This is a genomic window from Sorangium sp. So ce834 (assembly GCF_051521425.1).
Lineage (GTDB): Bacteria > Myxococcota_A > Polyangia > Polyangiales > Polyangiaceae > Sorangium > Sorangium cellulosum_D.
In genome coordinates, this window is the sequence record NZ_CP150351.1 from 13,660,893 (window position 1) to 13,685,803 (window position 24,911).

The 24,911-nt window shown below is 71.2% G+C and carries 16 protein-coding genes; 7 read left to right on the top strand and 9 right to left on the bottom strand.

Annotation, left to right across the window (positions count from 1 at the left end; genetic code table 11):
• Positions 1-177: 177 nt before the first annotated feature.
• From WMF20_RS50010 to WMF20_RS50020, 3 genes are all read left to right on the top strand, one after another.
• Positions 178-2,418: an SLC26A/SulP transporter family protein gene (locus tag WMF20_RS50010; protein WP_437609234.1), complete on the top strand. Its 2,241-nt coding sequence runs from the start codon at positions 178-180 to the stop codon at positions 2,416-2,418.
• Positions 2,419-2,640: 222 nt separating this feature from the next.
• Positions 2,641-3,609, top strand: coding sequence for a polyamine ABC transporter substrate-binding protein (locus WMF20_RS50015; protein ID WP_437609236.1), 969 nt, complete (start codon positions 2,641-2,643; stop codon positions 3,607-3,609).
• Between the two features lie 313 nt (positions 3,610-3,922).
• A complete protein-coding gene (locus WMF20_RS50020; protein ID WP_437609238.1) occupies positions 3,923-4,507 on the top strand; it encodes a GNAT family N-acetyltransferase in 585 nt (194 codons plus the stop codon).
• Positions 4,508-5,004: 497 nt separating this feature from the next.
• Here WMF20_RS50020 and WMF20_RS50025 read toward each other — a convergent pair whose 3' ends face one another.
• The 4 genes from WMF20_RS50025 to WMF20_RS50040 form a co-directional block, all read right to left on the bottom strand.
• Positions 5,005-7,914, bottom strand: a complete 2,910-nt coding sequence (locus tag WMF20_RS50025) for a TonB-dependent receptor domain-containing protein (RefSeq protein ID WP_437609240.1) — start codon at positions 7,912-7,914, stop codon at positions 5,005-5,007.
• Positions 7,915-8,580: 666 nt separating this feature from the next.
• On the bottom strand, positions 8,581-9,408 hold the full coding sequence (locus WMF20_RS50030; RefSeq protein ID WP_437609242.1) for an ABC transporter permease: 828 nt from the start codon (positions 9,406-9,408) through the stop codon (positions 8,581-8,583).
• Positions 9,405-10,298, bottom strand: a complete 894-nt coding sequence (locus tag WMF20_RS50035; protein ID WP_437609244.1) for an ABC transporter permease — start codon at positions 10,296-10,298, stop codon at positions 9,405-9,407. The genes WMF20_RS50030 and WMF20_RS50035 overlap by 4 nt, the downstream gene beginning before the upstream one ends.
• Complete coding sequence (locus WMF20_RS50040) at positions 10,291-11,406, bottom strand: ABC transporter ATP-binding protein (RefSeq protein ID WP_129580871.1); 1,116 nt, start codon at positions 11,404-11,406, stop codon at positions 10,291-10,293. Before WMF20_RS50040 ends, WMF20_RS50035 begins: the two co-directional genes overlap by 8 nt.
• 451 nt (positions 11,407-11,857) lie before the next feature.
• On the opposite strand from WMF20_RS50040, the gene WMF20_RS50045 reads away from it, so the two are divergent.
• Positions 11,858-15,691 carry a serine/threonine-protein kinase gene (locus WMF20_RS50045; protein ID WP_437609247.1) on the top strand — a complete coding sequence of 1,278 codons (3,834 nt, stop codon included), beginning with the start codon at positions 11,858-11,860 and terminating at the stop codon, positions 15,689-15,691.
• 22 nt (positions 15,692-15,713) lie between these two features.
• Here WMF20_RS50045 and WMF20_RS50050 read toward each other — a convergent pair whose 3' ends face one another.
• The 3 genes from WMF20_RS50050 to WMF20_RS50060 form a co-directional block, all read right to left on the bottom strand.
• Entirely contained in the window at positions 15,714-16,022 is a 309-nt protein-coding gene (locus WMF20_RS50050) for a hypothetical protein (protein ID WP_129580873.1), read from the bottom strand.
• Positions 16,023-16,169: 147 nt separating this feature from the next.
• Positions 16,170-17,663 (bottom strand): aminomethyl-transferring glycine dehydrogenase subunit GcvPB, encoded by a 1,494-nt coding sequence (gene gcvPB, locus WMF20_RS50055; RefSeq protein ID WP_437609250.1) that lies wholly within the window; start codon positions 17,661-17,663, stop codon positions 16,170-16,172.
• 14 nt (positions 17,664-17,677) lie between these two features.
• Positions 17,678-18,286 carry a hypothetical protein gene (locus WMF20_RS50060; protein WP_129580875.1) on the bottom strand — a complete coding sequence of 203 codons (609 nt, stop codon included), beginning with the start codon at positions 18,284-18,286 and terminating at the stop codon, positions 17,678-17,680.
• Positions 18,287-18,554: 268 nt separating this feature from the next.
• Here WMF20_RS50060 and WMF20_RS50065 point away from each other — a divergent pair, with 268 nt between their 5' ends.
• On the top strand, positions 18,555-20,219 hold the full coding sequence (locus tag WMF20_RS50065; RefSeq protein ID WP_437609252.1) for an FG-GAP repeat domain-containing protein: 1,665 nt from the start codon (positions 18,555-18,557) through the stop codon (positions 20,217-20,219).
• 124 nt (positions 20,220-20,343) lie between these two features.
• Here WMF20_RS50065 and hemL read toward each other — a convergent pair whose 3' ends face one another.
• On the bottom strand, positions 20,344-21,660 hold the full coding sequence (gene hemL, locus WMF20_RS50070; RefSeq protein ID WP_437609254.1) for a glutamate-1-semialdehyde 2,1-aminomutase: 1,317 nt from the start codon (positions 21,658-21,660) through the stop codon (positions 20,344-20,346).
• A gap of 335 nt (positions 21,661-21,995) precedes the next feature.
• Between hemL and WMF20_RS50075 the strand changes: the two genes are divergently transcribed.
• Positions 21,996-23,489: a serine/threonine-protein kinase gene (locus tag WMF20_RS50075; protein ID WP_437609255.1), complete on the top strand. Its 1,494-nt coding sequence runs from the start codon at positions 21,996-21,998 to the stop codon at positions 23,487-23,489.
• 79 nt (positions 23,490-23,568) lie between these two features.
• Here WMF20_RS50075 and WMF20_RS50080 read toward each other — a convergent pair whose 3' ends face one another.
• Positions 23,569-24,132, bottom strand: coding sequence for a GNAT family N-acetyltransferase (locus tag WMF20_RS50080; protein WP_437609258.1), 564 nt, complete (start codon positions 24,130-24,132; stop codon positions 23,569-23,571).
• 107 nt (positions 24,133-24,239) lie between these two features.
• Between WMF20_RS50080 and WMF20_RS50085 the strand changes: the two genes are divergently transcribed.
• Entirely contained in the window at positions 24,240-24,884 is a 645-nt protein-coding gene (locus WMF20_RS50085) for a hypothetical protein (RefSeq protein ID WP_437609260.1), read from the top strand.
• Positions 24,885-24,911 lie beyond the last annotated feature (27 nt).

The window sequence follows — 24,911 nt, forward strand, 5'->3', positions numbered from 1 at the left end:
GGCCGCGGCGCCCCCCGCCTGCCACGCCGCCAACATCGTCGTCGCGACCCTCGCTGCCGCATACCTGCCCGGCTGCAGAATCGCTATGCTCGGCTCGCCTGCGGGTCGACGCTAGCGCCCCCTCGGGCCTAGCGCGGCGCGGATTTCGCCACATCGTCCGAGAGGTCTCTCAAGAGCATGACACAGCAGGAAGCAGGGGACGTTGCGGAGCCGGTGCGTGAGGAGCAGCGCGGGTCGGCGAAGCGGCTCAAGCTGGTCCAGGCGGCCCTGGCCGCCGCGGTCTCGGGGACGCTGGTCGTCACCTTCGACATCTCGCTGGCGGCGCTCGTGTTCACGCACGACTTCGCGGACCGGCTGTCGAAGGGGATCGGGATCTTCCTTGTCAGCTCCGTGATCGTCGGGGTGATCGTCGCCCTGCTCAGCTCCTTCCGCCCCGTCATCGCCGCGCCGCAGGAGGACGCCGCCGTCATCTTCGCCTCGATGGCGTCGGCCATCGCGGCGGGCGTCCACAAGGTCGATCCGAACGCCGACGCGTTCCCGACGGTGATCGTCGCGATCGCGCTCACGTCGGTCGTCGCCGGCGGCTTCTTCCTGCTGCTCGGCATCCTCCGCCTCGGGGTGCTGGTCCGCTTCATCCCCTACCCGGTGGCCGGCGGCTTCCTCGCCGGCGCCGGCTGGCTGCTCGTCCAGGGGTCGCTCTCGGTCATGTCCGGCAAGCCGGCCACGCTGCCGATGCTGCCGGAGCTGTTCGCGAGCTCGCTCGACAAGGTCCTCACCGGGCTCCTGTTCGGCCTGCTCCTCGTGGCGCTCCTCCGGCGCTACACGAACCTCTTGCTGCTGCCGATCCTGCTCGTCGGGTCGACCGGCGTCTTCTACCTCATCCTCACCCTCGCCAACTCGAGCGTGGCGCAGGCGTTCTCGGAGGGGTGGCTCCTCGGGCCGTTCCCGCGCGAGGGGCTCTGGCCGCCCGTCCAGGTCTCGGATCTCCAGAAGGTGAACTGGCCCGTCCTGTTCGACAGCGGCGGCAACATGGTGGCGGTGACCGTCATGGCGGCCATCACCGTGCTCCTGAGCGCGTCGGGCGTGGAGCTCGCCACCGAGCAGGAGATCGATCTCGATCGGGAGCTCAGGGCCACCGGGGTCGCGAACATCGTCGGGAGCATGTTCGGGTGCGTCGTCGGGTACATGTCGATGCCCGAGTCGTCGATGAACTTCAAGACCGGCGCGAACACCCGGCTCGCCGGCCTCTTCGCGGCGTCGGTCAGCGCGCTCGTGCTGATCATCGGCGCCGACGCGATCAGCTATTACCCGCGCCCGGTGCTCGGGGGGCTCATCGCGTACCTCGGCTTCCACTTCCTGATCAACACGCTGTACGAGGGCTATTTCCGGCTGCGCCGGACCGAGTACCTCGTCGTGGTGGTCATCCTCCTCGTCGTCGCCGTCTGGGGCTTCCTCCTCGGCGTCGCCGTGGGGCTCGGCGTCTCGCTCATCCTGTTCGCGCTCAGCTACAGCCGCATCGAGGTCATCCGCAACGCCATCTCCGGCGTGCACCTCCGCAGCAACGTGGCGCGCAGCGACGGCGAGGAGATGACGCTGATGGAGCGCGCCAAGCAGCTGTACATCCTCCAGCTCCAGGGCTATGTGTTCTTCGGTACGGCGTACAACCTCCTTACCAGCGCACAGCAGCGCATCCAGAGCACGGACGCGGAGATTCGGTATCTGCTCCTCGACTTCCGGCACGTGAACGGGCTCGACTCCTCGGCCATCGCCAGCTTCCTCCGGCTCCGCCGGCTCGCGAAGGCGAACGGCGTGAGGCTCATCCTCACCGAGGTCCCGGCGGACATCAGGAACCACCTCGAGCGCGGCGAGGTCGTGATCGAGAACGACGACGTGTGCCGGATCTACCCGGATCTGGACCGCGGCCTGGAGGCGTGTGAGAACGAGATCATCCAGGAGGCGCCTCCGAGCATGCTGCCGCCGCCCATGCTCTTCTACGATCTCCAGGACGTCTTCAACGGCAGGGAAGATATGCTGCGCTTCCTCGGCTACCTGGAGCGCGTCGAGGCCCCGGCGGGGTTCGACCTGTTCCGGCAGGGGGACGTCTCCAAGGATCTCTACCTTATCGAGAGCGGTGAGCTGACGGCGTGGCTCGAGATCGACGGGAAGAAGATCAAGCGGCTTCGCACCATGGGGCCGGGCTCCGTGGTCGGTGAGTCTGGGCTCTACATGGGCGAGAAGCGCTCCGCGACGGTGACCGCGAGCCGCCAGGCCACGCTCTACAGGCTCTCGGAGGAGGCGCTGCGGCGGCTCACCGACGAGGCGCCCGAGCTGGCGGCCGCGTTCCACCACTTCGTGGTCACGTTGCTCGCGCGTCGAATCGTCCACTCGACTGGTCCTGTCAAATCATTGTTCAACTAGAGCGAAGAACGTCCAGTCATGCCGCGTCACCGCGAGATGCCTTGAACAAGAAGGAGAAAGGACGGACTAATGCAATACCGACGTAGACCCCTGGTGCTTGCTTCGCTGCTGCTGGGGGTCCTTTCGCTTATGGCTTGTGGCAAGAAGGAGTCCCCGCCTCCGGGGCAGGAGCCGGCCGCCGGCGCCAAACCAGCCGCGCCCGCCGAAGTAGGCGAGCTGAACTTGCTGATCTTCCCAGACTACATCGACGAGAAGATCATCAAGGAGTTCGAGGCTCAGACCAAGGCCCAGGTGCGGCTGACCAGGTACGACTCCACCGAGGAGATGGAGAGCAAGCTGGCATACGCGGGCGCGGACAGCCAGTACGACGTCGTGATCATGGCCAGCCAGATCCTGCCCAGGATGGTGCGGCGCGGCCTGGTCAGGCCGCTGGATCACGCGCAGATCCCGAACCTCAAGAACCTCGAGTCGCGGTTCGCCGGGCCCGGGTTCGACGACGGCAACAAGCACGGCGTGCCGTACCAGTGGGGCACCGTCGGCATCGTCTACAACAAGAAGAAGCTGCCGAACCTCGACCCGTCCTGGTCGGTGCTGCTCGATCCGCAGAAGCTGGCCGGCACGTTCGTGCTGCTCGACGAGCAGCGGGACATGCTGGGCTCGGTGCTCAAGTACAAGGGGTACTCGAGCAACACCACGAACGCGAACGAGATCCGGGAGGCCGGGCGCGTCCTCAAGGAAGTGAAGAAGCAGCCGAAGTGCCTCGGCTTCAAGGGCGGCGTGGGCGCCATGGAGGACGTGAGGGCGGGCTCCGTCGACATGGCGGTCGTCTGGAACGGCGACGCGCAGAAGCAGATCGAGCAGGACAAGGATCGCCTCGCGTTCGTGATCCCCAAGGAAGGCTCGGTCATCTGGGTCGACGTGATGACGATCGCGGCGAAGGCGCCTCACCCCGAGCTGGCCCACAAGTTCATCAATCACGTGCTCACGCCGGAGGGCGGCGCGCAGCTGTCGATGTACACGAAGTACGCGACGCCCAACGCCGCCGCGCAGGGGAAGCTGCCGGACGCCGACCGAACGAACACGCTCATCTATCCGACGAAGGAGGTGGCGGATCGCCTAGAGCACCACCGCGACCTCGGCGAGGCGGCGAAGGTGTTTGACGAGGTCTGGACGGAAGTGAAGTCACAGTAACGCCGTCGTGCCGTCACCATCGATGGTGGCGCGATGCGCGACCGCGGGCTCACGGAAGCACCTCTGCCCACGTGGACGGACACGCACCTGCCGTGAGGTCGCCTGTCTGACCCTGCGTGACCGGCGGCGCGCTGGCTCTCCCCCGGACACTCCTCATGTGAGGCGGAGCGCGACCTCGTGTGAGGCGCGGCGCGCGATGCGCGGCGCGTCAGCATGCGCGGCGGACACAATCCGATCGCGCACACGCCAGATTGCTGCGCGGCGCGCCGCGGAACGATGATAGGCTGGGCGTTATACCTGGGAGAAGCCCCTGATGAGTAGCCCTCTCGACCTTCCGTTCGCCGTTCATCCTCGACTCGAGACAGAGCGCCTGATCCTGCGCGAGATCACGGAGTCCGACGCAGAAGCCCTGTTCGCCGTCTGCTCCGACGATGAGTGGTTGAGGCTGTGGGGCGCTCCCGTCCACAAGACGGTCGCCGACACAAGGAAGATGATCGTCATGCTCAAGCGCGCGCACCAGGAGGGGTCGCAGCTGCGATGGGGCATCAGCGTCCGGGGGTCGGACCACCTGATCGGCGCCGCCGGGTTCTTCCGCTTCCTGACGCCGCACTACCGCGCCGAGATCACGTACGAGCAGGCGAAGACGGCCAGCGGCAAGGGGTACATGACGGAGGCGCTGCGCGCGGTCGTGCGGTTCGGGTTCGAGCAGCTCGACCTGCACACCATTGAGGCGGGCATCGACCCCGAGCACGGGCCATCGCTCAGGGTCGCGGAGCGGGTCGGCTTCCAGCGCGAAGGGTACCTCCGGGAGAACTACTTCTTCCAGGGGAAGTTCTACGACACCATCCTGTGTACGATGTTCAGCCCCAAGCCGGCGCAGCGGCCGTACAACAAGTGACGGGGCTTCTGCGGGTCTCGTAGGCTTCCAGGTCCTCCCGAGCTGCCCGGCCCCCGGAGCGGGGGGTCGTCGCGCGGGGCGGGGGATGGGCTGAACTCGCCTGGGGCGTCCTGTCCCCGTCGTGCGGAGCACGACGGAGACAGGACGCCACTCGGGCTCAAACATCAGCCCATCCTCCACCCCGCGCGACGACCCCCCGCCCCGGGGGCCTTCGTTTGTCCATGAAGAGAGGCGCTTCTGCGCTGGAACGCGTCGACGAGCGTGAGGCCGCGTGACGGAGCGCGCCGCGTGACGGAGCGCGCCGCCTGACGGCGGGGGCCGCCGGACGGAGCGCGCCGCCTGACGGCGGGGGCCGCCGGACGGAGCGCGCCGCCTGACGGTGGGTGCTACGTGGCGGCGAGGCCGCTGACGAGCTCGGGGGGGACAAAAGGACAGCGCCCCTCGCCGAACGGGGAGGGGCGCCCTGCGACGCTGGCGGCCGCCAGCGCCGGCGCTGCTCAGAGGCTCATGTTGAGCGAGGCGAGGAACGTACGGCCGCTCTGCGGGAACTTCGCGATGGTGTACTGCGCGGCCGTGGGCGCCGTCCAGCGCCAGTCGGCGACGTTGTAGACGCCGACGTTGTACCGGAGGTTGCCGACGTCCAGCTGCCCGGAGACGACGATGTCCCAGATCATGGCCGGCTCCGTCTTGGTCTGGGGGGGAGCCGAGCTGGCCGTGCTGATGTTGCGGTCGAACCGTGGCGCCTCGACCGTCAAGCGCGACGCCAGGACGACCGCCTTGCCGAAGAGCGGGGCCGCGCCGCGGGCCGACGCCATGTGCTCCGGCGAGTTCGGGACTTCGCGCCGCTCGTTGACGCCGCTGTCCTCCAGGTATCGCGCCTTCGCATAGGAGTACGAGAGCGACGCCATCCACCCCTGGCGCCACTCGCGGCGCAGCTCGGCCTCGCCACCGACGACCAAGATCGGAACATCGGTGTTGTTGTAGTCGGTCGGGTCGCCTTCAACGTTGCTCCCCTCTTGGAAGATCAGGTTGCTCAGGTGGTTCACGTACCCCGCGCCGAGCACCGAGACCGTGGAGGAGAGCCGGTGGGTGAACTCGACCTCGCCCGACCAGACGTTCTCGGGTCGGAGATCCGGCGAGGGCCTGTAGGTCACGTGCGGCTCTGTTTCCCCCGGGGCCGGAGGAAGAGCATACCCGTAGAACAACTCCTGGATGGAGGGCGCGCGGAACGCGCGGCCGCCGGTGATCTTCAGGTTGCCCTGCTCGTACGGCTTGACGATGAGCGCGATCCTGGGGCTCGGGACCGGCGTCGCATCCTCCAACGTCGAGTAGTAGTCGAAGCGTGAGCCCGCCGAGATGCGGAGCCGCTCCGACGGCGTGATGTCGACGAGCGCATACGCAGCGAAGATCCGGTAAGGGTGCTTGTCGAGAGCGTTCGTATCGTCGCCGGCGCCCAGCGGGAGGTAGACGAAGTCATACTGACCGGTGCCGTCGATGGCCGTGTCGACGCCCTGCTGCGCGGCCAGGAAGTGCAGCTGCGCCTCGGCACCCGCGGTGATCTTCAGCTGCGGGATCGGGCTGAACTCGACCCGCTGCTCGGCGAGCAACCAGACATCATCGAAGGCCTCCTTGTCATAGACCTGGTACAGGCCGTCCGCGATAAACGGAGGATAGTACCAGAGCCTGTCTCTGAACTGGTACATGTTGATGCTCGCGCGGGTCAACGTCGCGAGCTTGTCCCCGAAGCGCGGCGAGAGCGAGAGCTCGAGGAACCCACGGGTGTCCTTGTAGTACGTCTTGTCGACGCCGAGCTGCGTCGTCGCGACGCCGTTGGGGACCGTCTTGTCGCGGGAGTTCAGGTACCACTGCGCCGAGAACGATTTCAGCCAGAGCCGCCCCTGGAAGGTCCCCACGGTGAACTTGTCGTTGTTCCGGGAGTGACCGTCGAACTTGTAACGGAGCGGGTCGTCCGCCGGCGGGTTGTCCGGATCCGGTCCCTTGGGCCGCGGATAACTGGAGGTGAAGTGATCCTGGTAACCATCGAAGAAGTAATCCCGCCCGAGGCTCCGCGCAGCGCCGACGGACGCCCAGACGCCCGAGTCGCGCCCGAGCGGCAGCTGGAACGACGCGCGCCCGCGGATCAGCGAGTTGTCGGCCGTGCCCACGCCGAAGCCCACGCTGCTCGCCGTCGGGCGGCCCTTGGTCACGATGTTGACGACGCCGGAGAACGCGCCCGTACCGTAGAGCACCGAGCCGGGGCCCCTCACGATCTCGATCCGCTCCACGTCCTCCAGGTCCGTCCGGGCGAGGTAGTCGAAGTACGACAGGTTGACCCAGCTGTCGTTCATCGAGTGACCGTTGAGCAGCGTCAGCATGCGGTTGCCGAAGTCGCCCGGCAGGTTGATCCCGCGGATGCCCGCGAAGGTGTACACGCCGTCGTACGTCGTGTAGACGCCGCGCACGCCCCGGAGCGCCTCGGCGACGGTCGGATAGCCCATCGCGCGCAGCTCCTGCCCGGGGATGATGGTGACCGAGCCGGGGGCGTCCTCGACGGCCTCCGTCGAACGAGACGCGGCCTCGACCTCCTCGAGCTGCCGGAGCGAGATGTCGATCCGGGTCTGCTGGCTCGCCACGACGGTCGCGACCTGCTCCACCGGGCGGAAGCCGCGGAGCGAGACGCGCACCCGGCGCTGGCCGCTCTGCACGTTGAGGACCGCCGGCGTGAAGCCCATCGGCTTGCCGTCGACCTCGACGAGCGCGTCGCGCTCGTCCGCGTTGACCACCAGGCTGCCCGTGAGCGGGTTCAGGCGGTAGCGCGCGGTCACCGTGCTCGCGGCCGCGACGTTCACGTCCTGCTCCGACGGCTGATACCCCTCCTGCGAGAGGTACAGGCGGTGCCGGCCCGGGGGCAGCGTGAGGTCGCACGGCGCGGTGCACGCCGGCGGGCCGCTCGCGTCGTTGACGCGCACCGTCGTGCCCGCCGTCTCGCCCACCACGCGCACCGTCCCGATGATGCGCTTCAGCTTGACCTCGACGTTCGTCTGCTCGCCGAGCTTCGCCTCGACGTTCTCGACCTCCGCCGGCTCGTACCCCTCGAGATCGACGATGATCTTGTGCTTTGTGTTCGGCGGGAAGCCGAGGAGGCGGGGCGTGTTGCCGCGGCCGCCGAGATCACGGCGGTTGATGTACACCGTCGCTCCCGGCGGGTCCGTCGTCACCTTGATGACGGCGACGTTCGGCCGTATGCGCGCGAGCGCCTCCTCGATGGCGGGCCGGCGCGCCGCGTTGGGCTCCTGCTCGAGCGCCTGAACGTAGTAGCGGAACGCGTCCGGGTACTCCCCGAGCGCCTCGTACGTTCGTGCGATGTTGAAGATGACGTTGCGGTTCGGCACGAGCCGGTTCGACACCAGGAAGTGCTCCAGGGCGCTCCGGTAATCGGCTTTGGCGTAACGCTCCGTGGCGATCCTGAAGTGTAGATCGGCCTCATCGGCCAGATCGTCCGCCCAGGCAGGCCGACCGGAGAATGTGAGGAGTGAAACGAGTATGAGTAGGAGTGCGGAACGACGAAAGCTCATCTTTCGATCTCGATTCCCAGCGGTCGTAGTGGAGCGCAAGGCGCCGTCCGCCGTGGCCTAGCAGTCACGCTGAGACACGGCGAGCTTCGGACGAACAGCCGCATTGCCGGGTCAGCTTACCGTAAGCCGTGAGCCGATCCAACCTGTTCGCACAAGCGGCGGACGCCCCCGCGTCCACGTCGCCGCCGCTGTGTAGGCGCTTCTGCGCGGGCCGCGTGACAGCGTGAGCGGGCCGCGGTCGAGCCCCGCGCGCGGAGCTCGCCGCGCGCGCGGATCTCCCGGGAACAGCGCGCGCTTTCCGCGCCGGAAGGCAAGCGTCCGAGCTCGGGCTCGCTCGCGCGCCGCGCGCCGCCGCGCCCGCGCCGGGCCGCGGCGCGCCGGCTCGCGCCGCCGCCACATGCATAAGTGTTCGTGAGGCGCCGGCGCTCGCGCGGCGCGGCGGCGCGCGCCCTCATCGGTGGCGCGACTCGACCTCGGCCGTGGGGCGGCGGCGGCGGCTCAATCGTTCCGCCAGCGGGTCAGCCGCTCCAGCACCATGATGAACACGATCACCCCGAACACGAGGATCGTCGAAATCGCGAACAGGTCCGTCCGCATCCCCCGCACCTGAGAGTGATAGACGAAGAGCGGGAGCGTGACCGAGCGGGGGCCGGACGTGAAGAAGCTGATCACGAAGTCGTTGAGCGACATCGTGAATGCGAGCATCGCGCCCCCCACGATGGCCGGCCAGAGGAGGGGGAGCGTGACCCTCCGGAAGTGGATCCAGGGCGAGGCGTAGAGATCCATCGCGGCCTCGCTCAGCGTCGGTCCAATGGATATGAGGCGGCTGCGGACGATGAGCGTGACGAACGCGATCTCGAACGTCACGTGGCCGATGATCATCGTCGTCATGCCCAGGTCGAACCAGTCCACCAGCCGGCGGAGCAGGTTGAACGCCATGACCAGCACCGCCGCGAAGGTGATGTCCGGCGCGACCGCCGGGATGTCCACGATCGACTCGAGCAGGCGGCTCACGGAGCTCGTCCATGGAAAGCGCATCCCGAGCGCGAGCAGCGTCCCGAGGACGGTCGAGACGAGCGTGGAGGCGCCGCCGAGCAGCAGCGTATTCACGGCCACCTCGCGGATCTCCCGGGCGCGCCGGCTGGTCTCCGGATCGGCGAAGAGATCGATGTACCAGCGCACCGAGAAGCCCGTCCAGACCAGGCCCCGCTCCGCGGCGTTGAACGAGTACATGGCCACCGCGAGCAGCGGCACGTAGAGCAGCCCGAAGCCGAGGAAGGCGGCGATCGTCGTCAGCGCGCGCCAGGGACCGCGATCGCTGTTCACAGGAGCTCCACGGAGCGCCCGTTGCGGCGATACAGGGAGACGCCGCCCAGGGTCATGGCGATGAGCAGGAGGCTCAGCGCCGCGCCATAGGGGATGTTCCGGCCGGGGCCGAACTGGTGCTGGATCAGGTTGCCGATCAGCCAGTGCTTCGCGCCGCCGAGCATGTCGCTCACCACGAAGACGCTCATCGCAGGGACGAACGTCAGGATCACGGCGACGCTGAGGCCGGGGAGGGTCTGGGGCAAGATCGCGGCGAAGAAGACGCGGAGCCGCGAGGCGTAGAGGTCCTGCGCCGCCTCGACGAGCGACCAGTCGAGGCGGTCGATGCTCGTGTAGAGGGGGACCACCGCGAACGGCAGCGAGGCCGCGACGAGGCCGAGCGTGACCGCGACCCAGCTGGGGTAGATGTCGCGGCCGGGGTCGACCCAGCCGAGCCACGCGGCGAGCTTGGCGGGGGGCAGCTGCGCCGAGAGGAGGAGCTTCCAGCTGAACGTGCGGATGACGAGGTTCGTGCAGAGCGGGACGAAGACGAGCGCCAGCCAGAAGAACCGCCGGCGCTGCGAGCCGCGGGCGATGAAGAAGCCCATCGGATACGCGAGGAGCACCGAGGCGGTCGTGGCGACCAGCGCGAGGATGATGCTCCGGATGAGGATGCGCGCGTTCTCGCCCGACGCGGAGCCGAAGATGCGCGCGAACGACTCGAGCGTCAGCTCCCAGATCAGCGCGCCGTCGGCGTCGCGCTTCACGAACGACACGACGAGCAGGGCGAGGCTCGGCAGGAGGAGGAACACCGACAGCCACGAGACGCCGCCCGCGATGAGCAGGAAGCCTCGCGCGAGCAGCCGCCGCCGCGTGGTCAGCTGGCCATACCAGACCGTCGGCTCAGTCACTGAGCACCTCGAGCCGCTCGGCGGGCAGGGCGAGCCAGACCGACGAGCCGGGCTTCAGCATCGAGCGGGGGCTGAGCTGCACGCGCAGCGGCCCGGGCTCGATGATGAGCTCGACGTGGTCGCCGCGGTAGAAGCTCTCGCGCACCACGCCGCGCACGCCGTTCTCCGGCGGCTCGCTGTCGCAGAGCTCGATCCACTCGGGGTGGATCGCGAGCGTGCCGAACTCCCACTGAGGCGTGGTCTGGACCCGGAGCGCGCCCACCGTCGTGAAGACGAGCGTGGCGCCGACGCGCTGCGCCGAGATGAGGTTGGCCGCGCCGAAGAACTCGGCGGCGAAGCGGCTCTGCGGCCGCTCGTAGACCTCGGCCGTCGCGCCCTGCTGCTCGATGCGGCCCTTGTTCATCAGCACGATGCGGTCCGAGACGGTCATCGCCTCGTCCTGATCGTGAGTGACGAGCACGAACGTCTTCCCGAGCGCGCGCTGGAGGCGGCGCAGGTCGAGCTGGACCTCGGCGCGCAGCTTCGCGTCGAGGGCCGACATGGGCTCGTCGAGCAGCAGCACCTCAGGCTCGTTGACGACCGCGCGCGCGAGCGCGACTCGCTGCTTCTGACCGCCCGAGATCTGGTGCGGATATCGCTCCGCGAGATCATCGAGCTTGAGCATCGAGAGGCTCGAGCGCACGCGCTCGCGCACCTCGGGATCAGGGATGCTGCGCGACCTCAGGCCGAAGGCCACGTTCTCGAACACGGTGAGATGCGGGAACAGGGCGTAGTTCTGGAACACCGTGTTCACGGGCCTGCGGTTCGCCGGCAGGTGGTCAACCGCCCTGCCCGCGAGGAGGATGCGCCCCCGATCGGAGCGATCGAGCCCCGCGATGATGCGGAGCAGCGTGGTCTTTCCGCAGCCGGACGGCCCGAGGAGCGTGACGAACTCGCCGGCCTCCGCCTTGAACGACACGTCGTTCAGTATCTGTGTCTTCCCGAAGCTCTTGCTGACATTCTCTACAACGAGGCTGCATCCCGGGTTGCTCTCGGCCGCGCTCTCGCTCGGGGGCCTCGTGATGCGCCGCGCCGACGACGAGAAGAAGTCTCTCAACCTCTGGATCACCCCAGCAAACCCTTTGCGCGTGGCGCTCTCGGAACCGCTTCCGAAGCCTCGGAGCGTACTACGCAGACCATGATGCCCTCCCGTTGTCAACTGGGTGCGCGCCGGGCTGACCGGCTGAGCGGCGCGCGCCGGACCGGGTTCTTGTCGCTCGCAGGCCGGGTACGCTACCGCCCTTCCCCTGGGCGTGCCACCTTTCTGCCGATCCTGCTCGCGGCGTGACGCGCGCGTCACGCAGGCCGGACGCGCGCCGCGAAGGCCCGGCGCGCCACGCAGGCCCGGCGCGCCCCGCGCGGCTGCTGCGCGCTCCGCCGCACCCTCGCCGCGCCTCCCGCGCGCAGTCGGCGCGTTTTCTGCGCGCGGGCCACGCGCTTCCCGCGCTTCTTGCGCGCTTCCCACGCGCTTCCACGCGCAGCTTGCCACCGCTCGGCGCCGGTGATTTCTTGGTCCACGCATGGGCCTGAGGAACGCGAGACCCGAGTTCGGAGGCACGCGTCGCTTCCAGGTCGTTCGCGTGGTGGGCGTCGGCGGGATGGGGGTTGTCTACGAGGCCTTCGACCGCGAGCGGAAGGGGCGCGTCGCGCTCAAGATCCTCCGCAATCTGAGCGCCGAGGCGCGCCTCCGGTTCAAGAACGAGTTCCGTTCGCTGCAGGACATCCAGCACCCGAACCTGGTCAGCCTCGGCGAGCTCCACGAGGAAGAGGGGCAGCTCTTCTTCACGATGGAGCTCATCCGGGGCGTCGACTTCGTGGTGCACGTGCGGCTCCACGAGGAGGGCGACGCCGGGCCGCGGGGCGAGCCCGCGGGCGGCGGCCGGCGCTCCACCCTGCCGTCCATCCCCCTCTGGCACGCGCCGGGCGCCGCGCCCGAGCAACTGCCCCGCATCAAGCGCCCCTTCCACGAGGCCCGCCTCCGCTCGGCGCTGGCCCAGCTGGCCCAGGGGCTCGCGGCGGTGCACGCGGCCTACAAGGTCCACCGCGACATCAAGCCTTCCAACGTGCTCGTCACCGCCGAAGAGCGGGTGGTCCTCCTCGACTTCGGGTTCGTCGCCGACGCGAGCGGCCAGGGGCGCGAGCAGGCCGTCGTCGGGACGCTCCACTACATGGCGCCCGAGCAGGCCGAGGGGAAGGCGGCCGGGCCCGAGGCGGACATCTACAGCGCGGGGGTCATGCTCTACCTCGCCCTGACCGGGGTCTATCCGTTCCAGACGGCGCCCAAGGCGACGATGGACATGATGCGGCGGGCCGAGCCGCCGCCGCCGAGCCGCCTCGTCGAGGACATGCCGCAGGACATCGACGAGCTCTGCGTGGACATGCTCCGCATCGACCCGGCCGCCCGGCCGACCGCGCGCGACGTGCTGCGGCGGCTCCGGGTGCAGGAGCTCATCGAGGAGCCGCCGGTCCTCTCGCAGCGCATCGGCTTCGTCGGCCGGCACAGCGAGCTCGCCGCGCTCGAGGGCGCGTTCGCGGAGGCGAAGATGGGCCGCTCCGTCACGCGGTTCCTCGAGGGCGAGTCGGGCGTCGGCAAGAGCGCGCTCCTGCGCCGGTTCCTGGAGCGCATCGACAAGGAGGCGCTCGTCCTGGCCGGGCGCTGCTACGAGCGCGAGGCGGTCCCCTACAAGGCGGTGGACGAGCTCATCGACGGGCTGAGCCGACACCTCGTGCGCCGCCCCCCCGAGGAGGTCAAGGCGCTCCTGCCGCCCAACGCGGGCCTGCTCGGCACGGTGTTCCCGGTGCTCCGGACGGTCCCCGCCATCACCGAGGCGCGCGCGCGGCGTAAGGCGATCGACCCGCCCGAGATCCGCGCCCTCGTCTTCGCCGCGCTGCGGGAGCTGCTCGGCCGGCTCGCGGCCGAGCGGCCGCTCGTGCTCGCGATCGACGATCTCCAGTGGGCCGACGCCGACAGCGTCGCGCTGCTCTCGGAGGTGATGCGCCCGTGGACCGAGGCCGATCTCAGCGCCGCGGCCCGCCCGGGCTCGTTCGCCGGCCTCGACGGGCCCGTGTGCGCGGGCGCGTCGCCCGTCGATCCCGCGCGCCCGCGGGCGATGATGCTCGTCGCGGCGGTGCGGACCGCCTCCGAGACGGCGCCGCCGGTCTCGCGGCAGCTCGGGGTGCCGATCGACGCGCTCGGGCACATCATCCTCCACCGCCTGTCGCTCGCGGAGGCGCAGGAGCTCTGCGCGCTGCTGCTCCGGGGCGCGCCGGTAGGCCGGCCGCTCAGCATCGAGGCGATCGCGCAGGAGGCCGGCGGCCACCCGCTGTTCATCGACGCCCTGCTGCGCCACCGGATGGCGCAGGACAACGACGGCGGCCCGGTGCGCCTCGACGACGTCCTCTGGGCGCGGATCAGCCGGCTGGACCCGCGGGCGCGCCAGCTGCTCGAGCTCGTCGTCTGCGCCGGCGCGCCGGTGCTGACGTCGGTGGCCGCGCACGCCATGGCGGCCGATTTCGCGGAGCTCACGCGGGTGCTCTCGGTGCTGCGCGGGGCGAACCTCGTGCGGACCGGCGGCTCGGGGCAGGACGAGTTCGTCGAGCCGTTTCACAACCGCATCCGGGAGACCGTCACGAGCCGGCTCGACGAGCAGACGGCGCGCAGCTGGCACGGCCGGCTCGCGCTGGCGCTGGAGGCCTCGGGGCGCGCCGAGCTCGAGGCGCTGGCCGAGCACTGGCGCGCCGCCGGGGACTCCGAGCGCGCCGCCGGCTACGCGGTGCGCGCGGGCGAGCAGGCCGAGGCCGCGTTCGCGTTCGACCACGCGGCGCGCCTCTACCGGATGGCGATCGATCTCCACCTGCCCGGCGGGGCGGAGCGCCGGGTCGTGCTCGCCAAGCTCGGCGACGCGCTGAGCAGCGCCGGCCGCGGCGCCAAGGCCGCGGAGGCCTACATGGCCGCGAGCGACGGCGCCCCCGAGGCCGAGGCGATCGATCTCGGGCGCCGCGCCGCCGAGAACCTCCTCCGCGCCGGCTACGTCGACGCGGGCATGGCGGGCCTGCGCTCGGTGCTCGGCGCGGTGGGCATGCAGGTGCCGAAGACGCCGGAGCTCGCGGTCGCGTCGCTGATGCTGCGGCGCGCGCAGGTCCGCCTGCGCGGGCTGAACTTCGTCGAGCGGCCGGCCGACGAGGTCTCGCCGGAGGATCTCATGCGCATCGACGTCTGCTGGTCGGCCGCGATGGGGCTCGCGATCGTCGATCCCACGCGCGGCGCCGACTTCCAGGCGCGCAACCTGCTGCTCTCGCTCAAGGCGGGGGAGCCTTACCGCGTGACCCGCGCCCTCGCCTTCGAGGCGACCTACCTGGCGATCGACGGCGGCCCGTCCGCCTCCCGCGTGGCCGACCTGCTCTCGACGGCGAGCGCGATCGCGTCGCGCATCGGCCGGCCGCATGCGCTCGGCCTCGTCGGGTTCGTCGGCGGCGTCACGTCCACGCTGTTCGGCCGCTGGCACCAGGGCGTGGCGGATCTCGATCGCGCGGACGTCATCTTTCGCGAGCGTTGCACCGGCGTCACGTGGGAGCGGAGCTGGACGCACACGTTCTCGGCCTGGGCGCTCTGGTACGGCGGCGAGACGCGCGAGTTCATGCGCCGGGTCCCGATGTACCTGCAGGCGGCCGACGAGCGCGGCGACCGTTACCTCGCCACGAGCCTGCGCTCCTCGCAGAGCAACGCCTACTGGCTGGTGGGGGACGACCCCGACGCTGCGCAGCGCCAGGCGCAGGACGCGATCCGGAGCTGGTCCAAGGCGGGCTTCCAGCTGCAGAGCTACTTCGACCTCGTCGCCCGCGCGCACATCGGCCTGTACCGGGGCGACGGCGAGGCCACGCACCGCCTCTTCGCCGAGCAGCGCGCGGGCCTCGAGAGCTCGCTCGTCCTGCGCATCCAGGCCGTGCGCATCATCATCACCCACCTCCGGGCCTGCGCCGCGCTGGCCGCCGCCGCCGCCGTCTCGCCGGCCGACGCGGAGCCGCTCTACGAGGAGGCGACGCGCGCCGCCCGCAAGATCGAGGCCGAGCACGTGCCCTGGGCCGACCCGTTCGCCGCGGCGGTGCGCGCCGCGGTCGCCGCCGCCCGCGGCGAGTCGGAGCCGGCGGCGCAGCAGCTCGCCGAGGCCGTGCGCGGCTTCGAGGCCGCCGGCATGGCCCTCTACGCCGCGGCGGCGCGCCGCCGCCACGGCGAGCTGCTCCAGGGCGACGAGGGCCGCGCCGCCGTCGCCGCCGCGAACGGCTGGATGCACGATCAGGGCATCGTGAGCCCCGACCGCATGACGAGCATGCTCATGCCGGGCTTCGCAAGATAGCCCTGGGATGGGCGCTCGCCCGTCAGGGCTTCACGCGGAGGACGGCCGTGCCCCTCTGCTTCCCGTAGAGCTGCTTGATCTCGATCTTGTACTCGCCCGGCGACGACGCGCTGAACTCGACCGGCGACGCGCTCTGCGGCTTCCCCGTGGGCAGGTCGCGCAGCACGCGCTCGATGATGATCTTCCCCGAGGGCGACCGGATCTTGATGTTGAACGGCGGCGTCGCCTCGTCGTAGGCGCGGAACACCAGGCGCACGGTGTCTCCAACCGAGACCGGGATGGTCTGGCTGATCGTCTCGATGTCGCCCTCGTTCTCAACGGTATCGGCCACGCGTCGCTCGTCCCGTGAGGCCCCGCACCACGGAACCTCGGCGCTCATTGTAGACGCGTCCGGCGGAGATTCGCGAATTTGGAGCGCGCGGCCCGCCGGCGCGGCCCGCCGGAGGAGGCCGCGCGCCGGCCGCCTCCTCCGGGCGGGTCACGTCCTCGACCACCGCAGGCGCGGCTGGCGCGCGGCCCGGGCCTCGTCGAGGCGGCCCACCACCGTGCCGTGCGGCGCCTGCTTCACGACGTCCGGCGTCTCCTGCGCCTCCTTGAGGATGCTCAGCATCGCGGCCGCGAACTCGTCGAGGGTCTCGCGCGTCTCGGTCTCGGTCGGCTCGATCATCAGGGCGCCCGGCACGACCAGCGGGAAGTAGACCGTGGGCGCGTGGAAGCCGTAGTCGAGCAGCCGCTTCGCGATGTCGAGCGTCTTGACCCCGGTCTCCTTCTCGATCTGGCTGTCGGACAGCACCACCTCGTGCATGCACGGCTGCGGCACCGGCGCGAGGTAGTGGTCCTTCAGCTTGGCCCAGAGGTAGCGCGCGTTCAGCACGGCCAGGCTGCTCGCCGCCGTGAGCCCCTCGCCGCCCATCTCCCGGATGTACGCGTACGCGCGGATGAACATCCCGAAGTTGCCGGTGAAGGCCCGGAGCCGCCCGACGCTCTGGGGCCGATCGCGGTCCCACGCGAGCCCGTCGCCGCGCCGCACGAGGACCGGCGCGGGCTGGAACGGCTCCAGGTGCTTCTTGAAGCAGACCGGCCCGGCGCCGGGGCCGCCGCCGCCGTGCGGCGTCGTGAACGTCTTGTGCAGGTTGATGTGGATGACGTCCATCCCCACGTCGCCCGGCCGCGCGTGCCCCATGATGGCGTTCGTGTTCGCGCCGTCGCCGTAGACCAGCCCCCCCTTGTCGTGGATGAGCTTGATGATCGCCGGCAGGTGCGTCTCGTACGCCCCGAGGGTGTTCGGGTTCGTGATCATCAGCCCGCAGACGTCGCCGTCCGACCCCTCGCGCTCGATCGCGGCGAGGACCTGCTCGGGGTGGGTGATCCCGTCGGCGGTCTTCTCGATCCTGACGGCGACGAGCCCGTTGAGCGCGCAGCTCGCCGGGTTCGTGCCGTGGGCGCTCTCCGGGATGAAGACCTTCCGCGGCGAGCGCCCCTGCGACTCGTGGAACGCCCGCATCATCATCAGCCCCGCGAGCTCGCCCTGCGCGCCCGCCGACGGCTGCAGCGAGCAGCCGTCCATCCCGCTGACCTCGCAGAGCGCCTCCTGCAGGCGCCACATCACCTCGAGCGAGCCCTGGCTGAGCTCGTCGGGCGTCATCGGGTGCAGCTTCGCGAAGCCCGGGATGCGCGCGGCCCACTCGTTGATCTTCGGGTTGTACTTCATCGTGCACGACCCGAGCGGGTACATCTGCCCGTCGATGCAGAAGTTCCACTGCGAGAGCCGGACGAAGTGCCGGAAGGCCTCCGGCTCGCTCACCTCCGGCAGGCCGGCCGGCTCCTTGCGCGCGAGCGCGCCGTAGTGGGCGCCGGGATCGACGTCGGGCACGTCGAGCGGCGGGAGCGACGCGCCGGTCCTGCCCGGCGTGCCTCGCTCGAAGATGGGGGGTTCGCGGAACTGAATGCCTCGCGGCTGCGGCTGGGTCATCGGGGGCAGTTATGTCAGAGGCCGGGGGGCTCGGCAGGTGCTTCTTCGGAGGGGGAGGCGGGCGGCTCGGGCTTCCCGGACTCCTGGTTGTCGCCGTCCCAGTCGCCGCCGCCGATGTCGGAGCTGCCGGTGCCCCCGATCGACTGCAGGTCCGGCATCATGTTGCGCTGCTTGACGGCTTCCCACGGCTCGCCGACCTCATCCTTGTTGCGGCCGATCTGGCCCACGACCTTGTCGTCGATGTTCTCGCCCTCCGGCCGCGTGTACTTGAAGTACCCCCGGCCTTCCTTGGTCGAGTTGGGCCCGATGGCGCCGATGACGTGCTCGGTCCACGTGAACTTGATGAGGTCGCCCGCCACCGACCCGTGCAGCTCGCCCCACCGGTCCTTGACGGGACGGATCCAGCGGCCCTCGATGGAGTCGGAGTTCGGGTCCCGGACGAGGTGCAGGTAACCGTAGAGCTCGCTGTAATAGACGCCCGTCCAGTCGCCTCCTTCGGGCATGTCCCCGGCCTCCACCTTGGCCGTCTTCGGTGCGGGGGTCGAGCTGCAGCCCAGCGCCGTCGTCCCCAGCAGCAGGGCACAGGCGGCGCCGGCAATCCAAAGCCGTCGCGATACGTTCATGGCGGCGGAGCCTAGCACAGCACCTACCCGCACCCATACCGGCAACAGGACGATGATCGGTAGGTCGACGGGCGCGCGCCACGTCGGGGACATGCAGCCTACCTCCCCTCCTGAAGGAGGAGCGTAACGTACCGTTCAGCGCATCCGCGACCGCGTCAAATTTCCGCTTCACCTCTTCTTCGGCCTCGAAGCGCTGGTAAGCTCCCAGGCCATGATGAAGTCCTTTGTCTGCAACCGAGGTTTTGTAATTCCCGGTAGAATCGCTCTCTTGACCAGCGTCCTCGCCCTTGCGGCCTGCGAGGGCCAGCTCGGCAACGTCGACGGCACCCTCCCCGACGACGACGGCGGCGGCAGCAGCGGCTCCTGGTCCCACCCCCGCCCGGTGCCCGGGGGCTCCAAGCCCCTGCCGGCCGCCGCGTCGTGCGCGCCGGCCGGCAGCGGCTCCGCCGACGTCGCGGAGCCAGAGCTCCTCCTCCAGCTCTCCGACGACGACGAGAGCGCGTGGCTCGGGTCGCCGGCGGTCGCCGATCTGGACGGCGACGGCGAGAACGAGATCCTGGTGACGCACAACGGCAACATCGTCGCCTGGGGGCCGGACGGCGCCCAGAAGTGGCGGTTCGACGACTCGCGGGAGTACGGCCGCATCTGGGCGAGCCCGATCGTCGCGGATTTCCGCGGCGACGCGCAGCTCGAGGTCGTCTTCGCGGCGCGCACCCGGATCTACATGCTCGACGCGAGCGGCCGGGTGGTGGACGGCTGGCCCGTCGCCTGGAACGACGAGATCCGCGCCCTGGCCGCCGGCGACGTCGACGGCGACGGCCAGCTCGACGTCGTGGCCGCGAGCACCGACAGGACCCCCGACGTCCTGATGGCCTTCCACGCGAGCGGGGCGCCGGTCGCCGGCTTCCCGCCGATCTCGAGCAAGACGATCGGGTGCGACGCCCGCCGCAGCGACGACGCCGAGTGCTGGATCGTGGGCGTCTACGACCAGAACCTGGCCATCGGCGACCTCGACGGGGACGGCGCGCAGGACATCGTCTCGCCGATGGACAACTCCTATGCCGGGTTCTACCACGGCACGGGGGAGGCCTTCGACGCGAATCCCATGTTCAAGGGCCGCCCGAAGACGCCGGGCGTGCGGTACATGCACGACCTCGCGCTCGCGCAGCAGGGCTTCGGCGACAGCCGCGACCTGCAAGCCTATTTCAAGAACTCGGCCCCTGCCATCGCGGACGTGGACGGCGACGGCAAGCCGGAGGTCATCATGCTCGCGGCGGCCGAGGACGTCGACATGTCGGACCAGTCCCGGGGCGTCGGCCTGTGGGTGGTCCGCAACGACGCGAGCCGCATCCAGGGCTGGGAGAGCCCGTTCTACGCGCCGGACTACCTGTCCGGCGGCGAGGACCTCGGCGGCAACATCGTGGCGGCGACGCAGCAGGTGACCGTGGCCGACCTCGACGCGACGCACCCCGGCCCCGAGATGATCTTCGCGGGGCTCGACGGGCGGATCCACGCGGTCTACGCCGACAAGAGCGAGTACTGGGACGTCGAGTACACGGACGACACGCAGGTGCTCACGGGCGGCGTCGTGGTCGGGGACCTGTCGGGCGACGGCATCCCCGAGGTCGTGTTCAACACCTACTCGACCGAGGAGAACAGGAGCCACCTCTTCGTCCTCGAGGCGGGCGGCAAGCTCCTCCACAAGATCCCGCTGCCGCGGCTCGGCGCGATGCCCGTGCCCACGCTCGCCGACGTGAACGGCGACGGCACGATCGAGATCGTCGTCTCGCTCCGCGAGATCGGCTGGATCGACGGCCAGACCCCGGAGCCGAACACGTACGTGTACACGGTGCCGCGGTCGTCGACGAACTGCCTGCTCTGGCCGACCGCCCGCGGCAACCTCTATAGAAACGGCTGGGTCCGCGCGGACTGACGCGCGCCTCCGGGGCCCGCCCGCGCGGGCCCCTCGCGCGCCCGCGCGGGCCCCGGCGCGGGCACTCGCGCGACGGGCCGATCGCACAGGCGGCCGGCCCCTCGCCGTTCCGGCCCGCCCGCCCTCAGGCCGCGAGCGCCTCGCGGCAGGCGGCGACCGTCCGCTCGACGTCCTCCTCGGTGTGCGCGCCGCTCAGGAACGCCGCCTCGTACTGCGACGGGGGCCAGTAGACGCCGCGCGCGAGCATGCCCGCGTGGAAGGCGCTGAAGCGCTTCGTGTCGGAGGTCGCGGCGTCGGCCCAGGAGCGGACCGGGCCCTTCGTGAAGAACAGCGTGATCATCGAGCCGACCCGCTGGACGCACGCGGTCGCGCCGGCGCCCTCGGCGGCGGCCCTGAGGCCCTGCTCGAGCGACGCGCCGAGCTGCTCGAGCCGCGCGTAGAGGTCGGGCGTGAGGCGCTCGAGCGTCGCGAGCCCGGCGGTGACCGCCAGCGGGTTGCCGCTGAGCGTGCCGGCCTGGTACACGGGGCCGAGCGGCGACACGACGCGCATCACGTCGGCGCGGCCGCCGTAGGCCGCGAGGGGCATGCCGCCGCCGACGATCTTGCCGAGCGTGGTCAGGTCCGGCCGGAGGCCGAAGCGCTCCTGCGCGCCGCCGCGGGCGAGGCGGCAGCCGGTCATCACCTCGTCGAAGATCGAGAGCGCGCCGTGCTTGCGGCAGAGGTCGATCACGAGGGCGAGGAAGCCGGGCTCCGGCGGGACGCAGCCCATGTTGCCGACCACCGGCTCGAGGATGACCGCGGCGATGTCGCCGCCGCGCGCCGCGAAGGCGGCCTCGAGGGCGGCCGGGTCGTTGTAGGGCAGGGAGAGGGTGGCGCGGGCGACGCTCTCGGGGACGCCGGCGGAGTCGGGCGCGCCGAAGGTGGCGAGCCCGCTGCCCGCCTTGACGAGCAGGTGGTCGGCGTGGCCGTGGTAGCAGCCCTCGAACTTGATGATGGCGTCGCGGCCGGTGAAGCCGCGCGCGACGCGGATGGCGCTCATCGTGGCCTCGGTGCCGCTGGAGACGCAGCGCAGCATGTCGATGCTCGGGTAGAGCTCGCGGATCTTCTCGGCGAAGCGGACCTCGAGCTCGGTCGGGGCGCCGAACGAGAGGCCGCCGAGGGCCGCCTCGCGGACGGCCTCCACCACGGCGGGGTTCGCGTGGCCGAGGATGGCCGGCCCCCAGGAGCCGACGTAGTCGATGTACTCGGCGCCGTCGGCGTCGAACAGCCGCGCTCCCTGCGCGCGGGCGATGAAGAGGGGGTCGCCACCGACGGCGCGGAAGGCCCGCACCGGGCTGTTCACGCCGCCGGGCAGGACGGCGGCGGCGCGGTCGAACAGGGCTTTGGAGGCGGGGGCTCGGCCCCCGCGGGCGGGCGGAGGAGCGCTCTTCTCGTTCGTCATGTGCTCCGGGCCATAGCAGGGGCAGGGCGGGGGAGCGACGCGGATCGAGGCCGCCGGGCGCGCGGCGCCGCGGTCGCCGCGCGCCGGACGCGCGGCGTCGCGGTCGCCGGGCGCGCGGCGTCGCGGCGCGTCGGGCGCGCGGTGCGGGGGCCGGAGGAGGGACGGCGCGACGGTCCGGGGGTGGCCGCGGGCGGCCTTCGATCCACACGATCCTTTGCTGCGCGGTCGCGCTTGGCTATGGTGAGCGCCTGGAGAGAGAAGGGGCCGCGACCCGCGGCCCGGGCTGCTCCTGGGGACCGCGGCGCGGCTCCCCGAGCACAAGTGTCTGGTGAGCCATGCGGATCTCCGAGGACCCCGCACCGGGGCAGCGTCTCGGGCGATATGAGCTTCTGCGCCTCATCGGCGAAGGCGGGATGGCGCAGGTCTGGGCCGCGCGCATGGAGGGCTCCCGCGGCTTCCACAAGGTCGTCGCGCTGAAGACGCTCATCCCGGCGCTCGCGCGCGATCCGCAGTTCCAGCGCATGTTCCTCGACGAGGCGAACCTCGCCGCGAAGATCCACCACCGCAACGTGGTCGAGATCCTCGACCTCGGCGACTCCGACGGCGTGCTCTTCCTCGTGATGGAGTGGATCGACGGGCAGACGATGCAGCGGCTGCTCCGGCCGGGCCTGCGCCCGATGCCGATCTCCCCGGCGATGGCCGCGCGGGTCGTGGCCGACGCCGCGCACGGGCTGCACGCGGCGCACGAGCTCCACGACGAGCGCGGGGTGCCGCTCGGCATCGTGCACCGGGACGTCTGCCCGCAGAACATCCTCATCGATCGCGACGGCACGGTGAAGGTGGCCGATTTCGGGATCGTGAAGGCGTTCGAGCGGCTGGGCGACACGACGCAGACCGGCGAGATCAAGGGCAAGGGCGAGTACATGTCGCCCGAGCAGGCGCAGGGGCAGCCGGTCGACCGCCGCTCGGACATCTTCTCGCTCGGCGTGGTGCTCTTCGAGGCGGTGACGGGGGCGCTCCCGTTCCAGGTGCTGCACGACCTCGTGCTGCCGCAGACCGGGGCGTCGGAGCCGCCGCGGCCCACGCTGATCGCGCCGCAGTGCCCGCGGGATCTCGAGGAGATCATCCTGAAGGCGCTCGCGCGCGACCCGCGCGAGCGCTTCCAGACGGCGGGCGAGATGGCGAGCGCGCTGGAGGACTTCCTGATGCGCCGGTCGGGCGTGATCACGACCGCGCACGTGGCGGAGCTGCTGATCGCGCGCTGCGGGGACAAGCTCGAGGAGGAGCGGCAGCGGATCGCGGACGCGATCGTCCCGCAGCAGCGCCCGGGGTGGCGGCCGAAGCCGGGGGCGACGTTGAGCGTCGGGCCGCCGTCGGAGGGCCGCTCGCGGAACGCGCGCACGGCGCCGCGGCGGGGGATCGGCGGGCTGATGCGCGCCGGCAGCGACGCGCTGCGCCCGGTGGCGCTGCCGTGGCTCGTGGCGTCTGTCTCCACGGGCGTCGCGGTGGCGTCGCTCATGTTCGTCGCGCTGAGCCGGCCGAGGGATCCGCGGCCGCTCGTGGATCCGATCGCGGTGCAGACCCAGCCGAGCGCCGCGGTGGTGAAGCTGAACGGCGTGGTGCTCGGCGTGGGCAGCCAGGTCATCGCCCGGCCGAAGCCGGGGGTGTCGCTCGTGGTGGAGGCGCGGTCGAGCGACGGTGTCTCGCAGACGGTGGAGATCACGTCGGAGTCCCCCGCGCGGATCCAGATCGACCTGGAGCCGAGGGGCGGGGCCGGCCCCGGGGCCGCGGCGCCGCCGGGCAGCGGGAGCGCGCCGGCGGCGAAGTAGCCGCGGGGGCGGGCGGCGGCGCGGCGACCGGGGAGGCGCGGCGAGGGCGTCCGCGGCGGCGGAGGCCGGCGAGCGCGGGTCACGTCGCGGCGGCCGCGAGCTCGCCGCGCAGCAGGCCGTAGAGCGCGGTGTCGGTGTACCGCCCGTCGTAGTACCAGTTCTGGCGCTGCAGCCCCTCGCGCGCGAAGCCGAGGCGCTCGAGCACGCGCGCGGAGGCGCGGTTCTCCGGATCGATCTGCGCCTCGACGCGGTGGAGCTCCATCGACGCGAAGCCGAAGCGGATCACGGCGCGCAGCGCCTCGGTCATGATCCCCCGGTTCCAGAACGCGGGCAGGAGGTCGTAGCCGATCTCGGCCCAGCGATGGGGCTTGTTCCAGCGCCAGAAGCCTCCCGTGCCGACGAGCTCTCCGCTGTCCTCGAGGGTGATGCCCCAGCGGATCGAGGTGTTCTCTCGGACGCCGGCGAGGATGGTGGCGATGCGCCGCTCCGAGTCCGCGAGCGAGCCGTCGGGCGCGCGGCCGGCGTAGCGCACCACCTCCGGATCCGACTGGATGCGGAAGATGCGCTCGGCGTCGCTCGACGCGATCGCGCGGAGCGTCAGGCGCGGCGTCGCGAGGACGGGGAACGGATCGAACGACGTCATCGGCCGATGGCATCAGCGGAGGTCTCCGGCCGTCAAGCGCGGGGCACGGGCCGAGCGGCCTTGACGTCGTCGTGCGCTCGGCCGACATCTCCCGGGGAGGACTTCGCATGGCGCCGCTCGAGGAACTGGGTGCGGAGCCGCTCGCCGCGCTCGAGGAGGCGGAGGGCGCCGCCGGCGCGGAGCGCGGGGCGGAGGGTGCGGAGCCGCTCGCCGCGGTCGAGGAGGCGGAGGGTGCGGAGCCGCTCGCCGCGGTCGAGGAGGCGGAGGGTGCGGAGCCGCTCGCCGCGGTCGAAGAGGCGGAGGGCGCCGCCGGCGGCGCGGAGGGCGCCGGGGCGCCGGGGTGCCGCGTCCGCTTTGCCCTCGGGGTGTCCGAGCTGCCCGGGGAGCACGCGGTGGTGGTGCTCCACGAGGACGCGATCCTGCGGTGGCGCCCCACGCCGAAGCGGCCGGACGGCGCGCTCTCGCGGCTCGCCGAGGTGGCCGTGGGCGCGGCGATCGCGGTGGAGCATGGCGGCATCTGGGACGAGGGGCTCGTCCTCGGCCGCGTCGTGCGCCCCGCGCGCGCCGGCGGCTTCCGGGTCGACGGCGACGTGGAGCTCTACCCGTCCATCGCCGAAGCCGAGCGGGCGCACGGCCCGCTCGAGCCGGGAGAGCCGCGGGAGCTGCCCGCCGCGGCCGGCGATCCGGCGTTCGAGCTGGGCGAGCCGATCGGGCGGGACGCGCGCGGGATCGGCCGCAGGGCGAGGCGCTAGCCGCGGGCGCGCCGCGCCTGCCGCGTC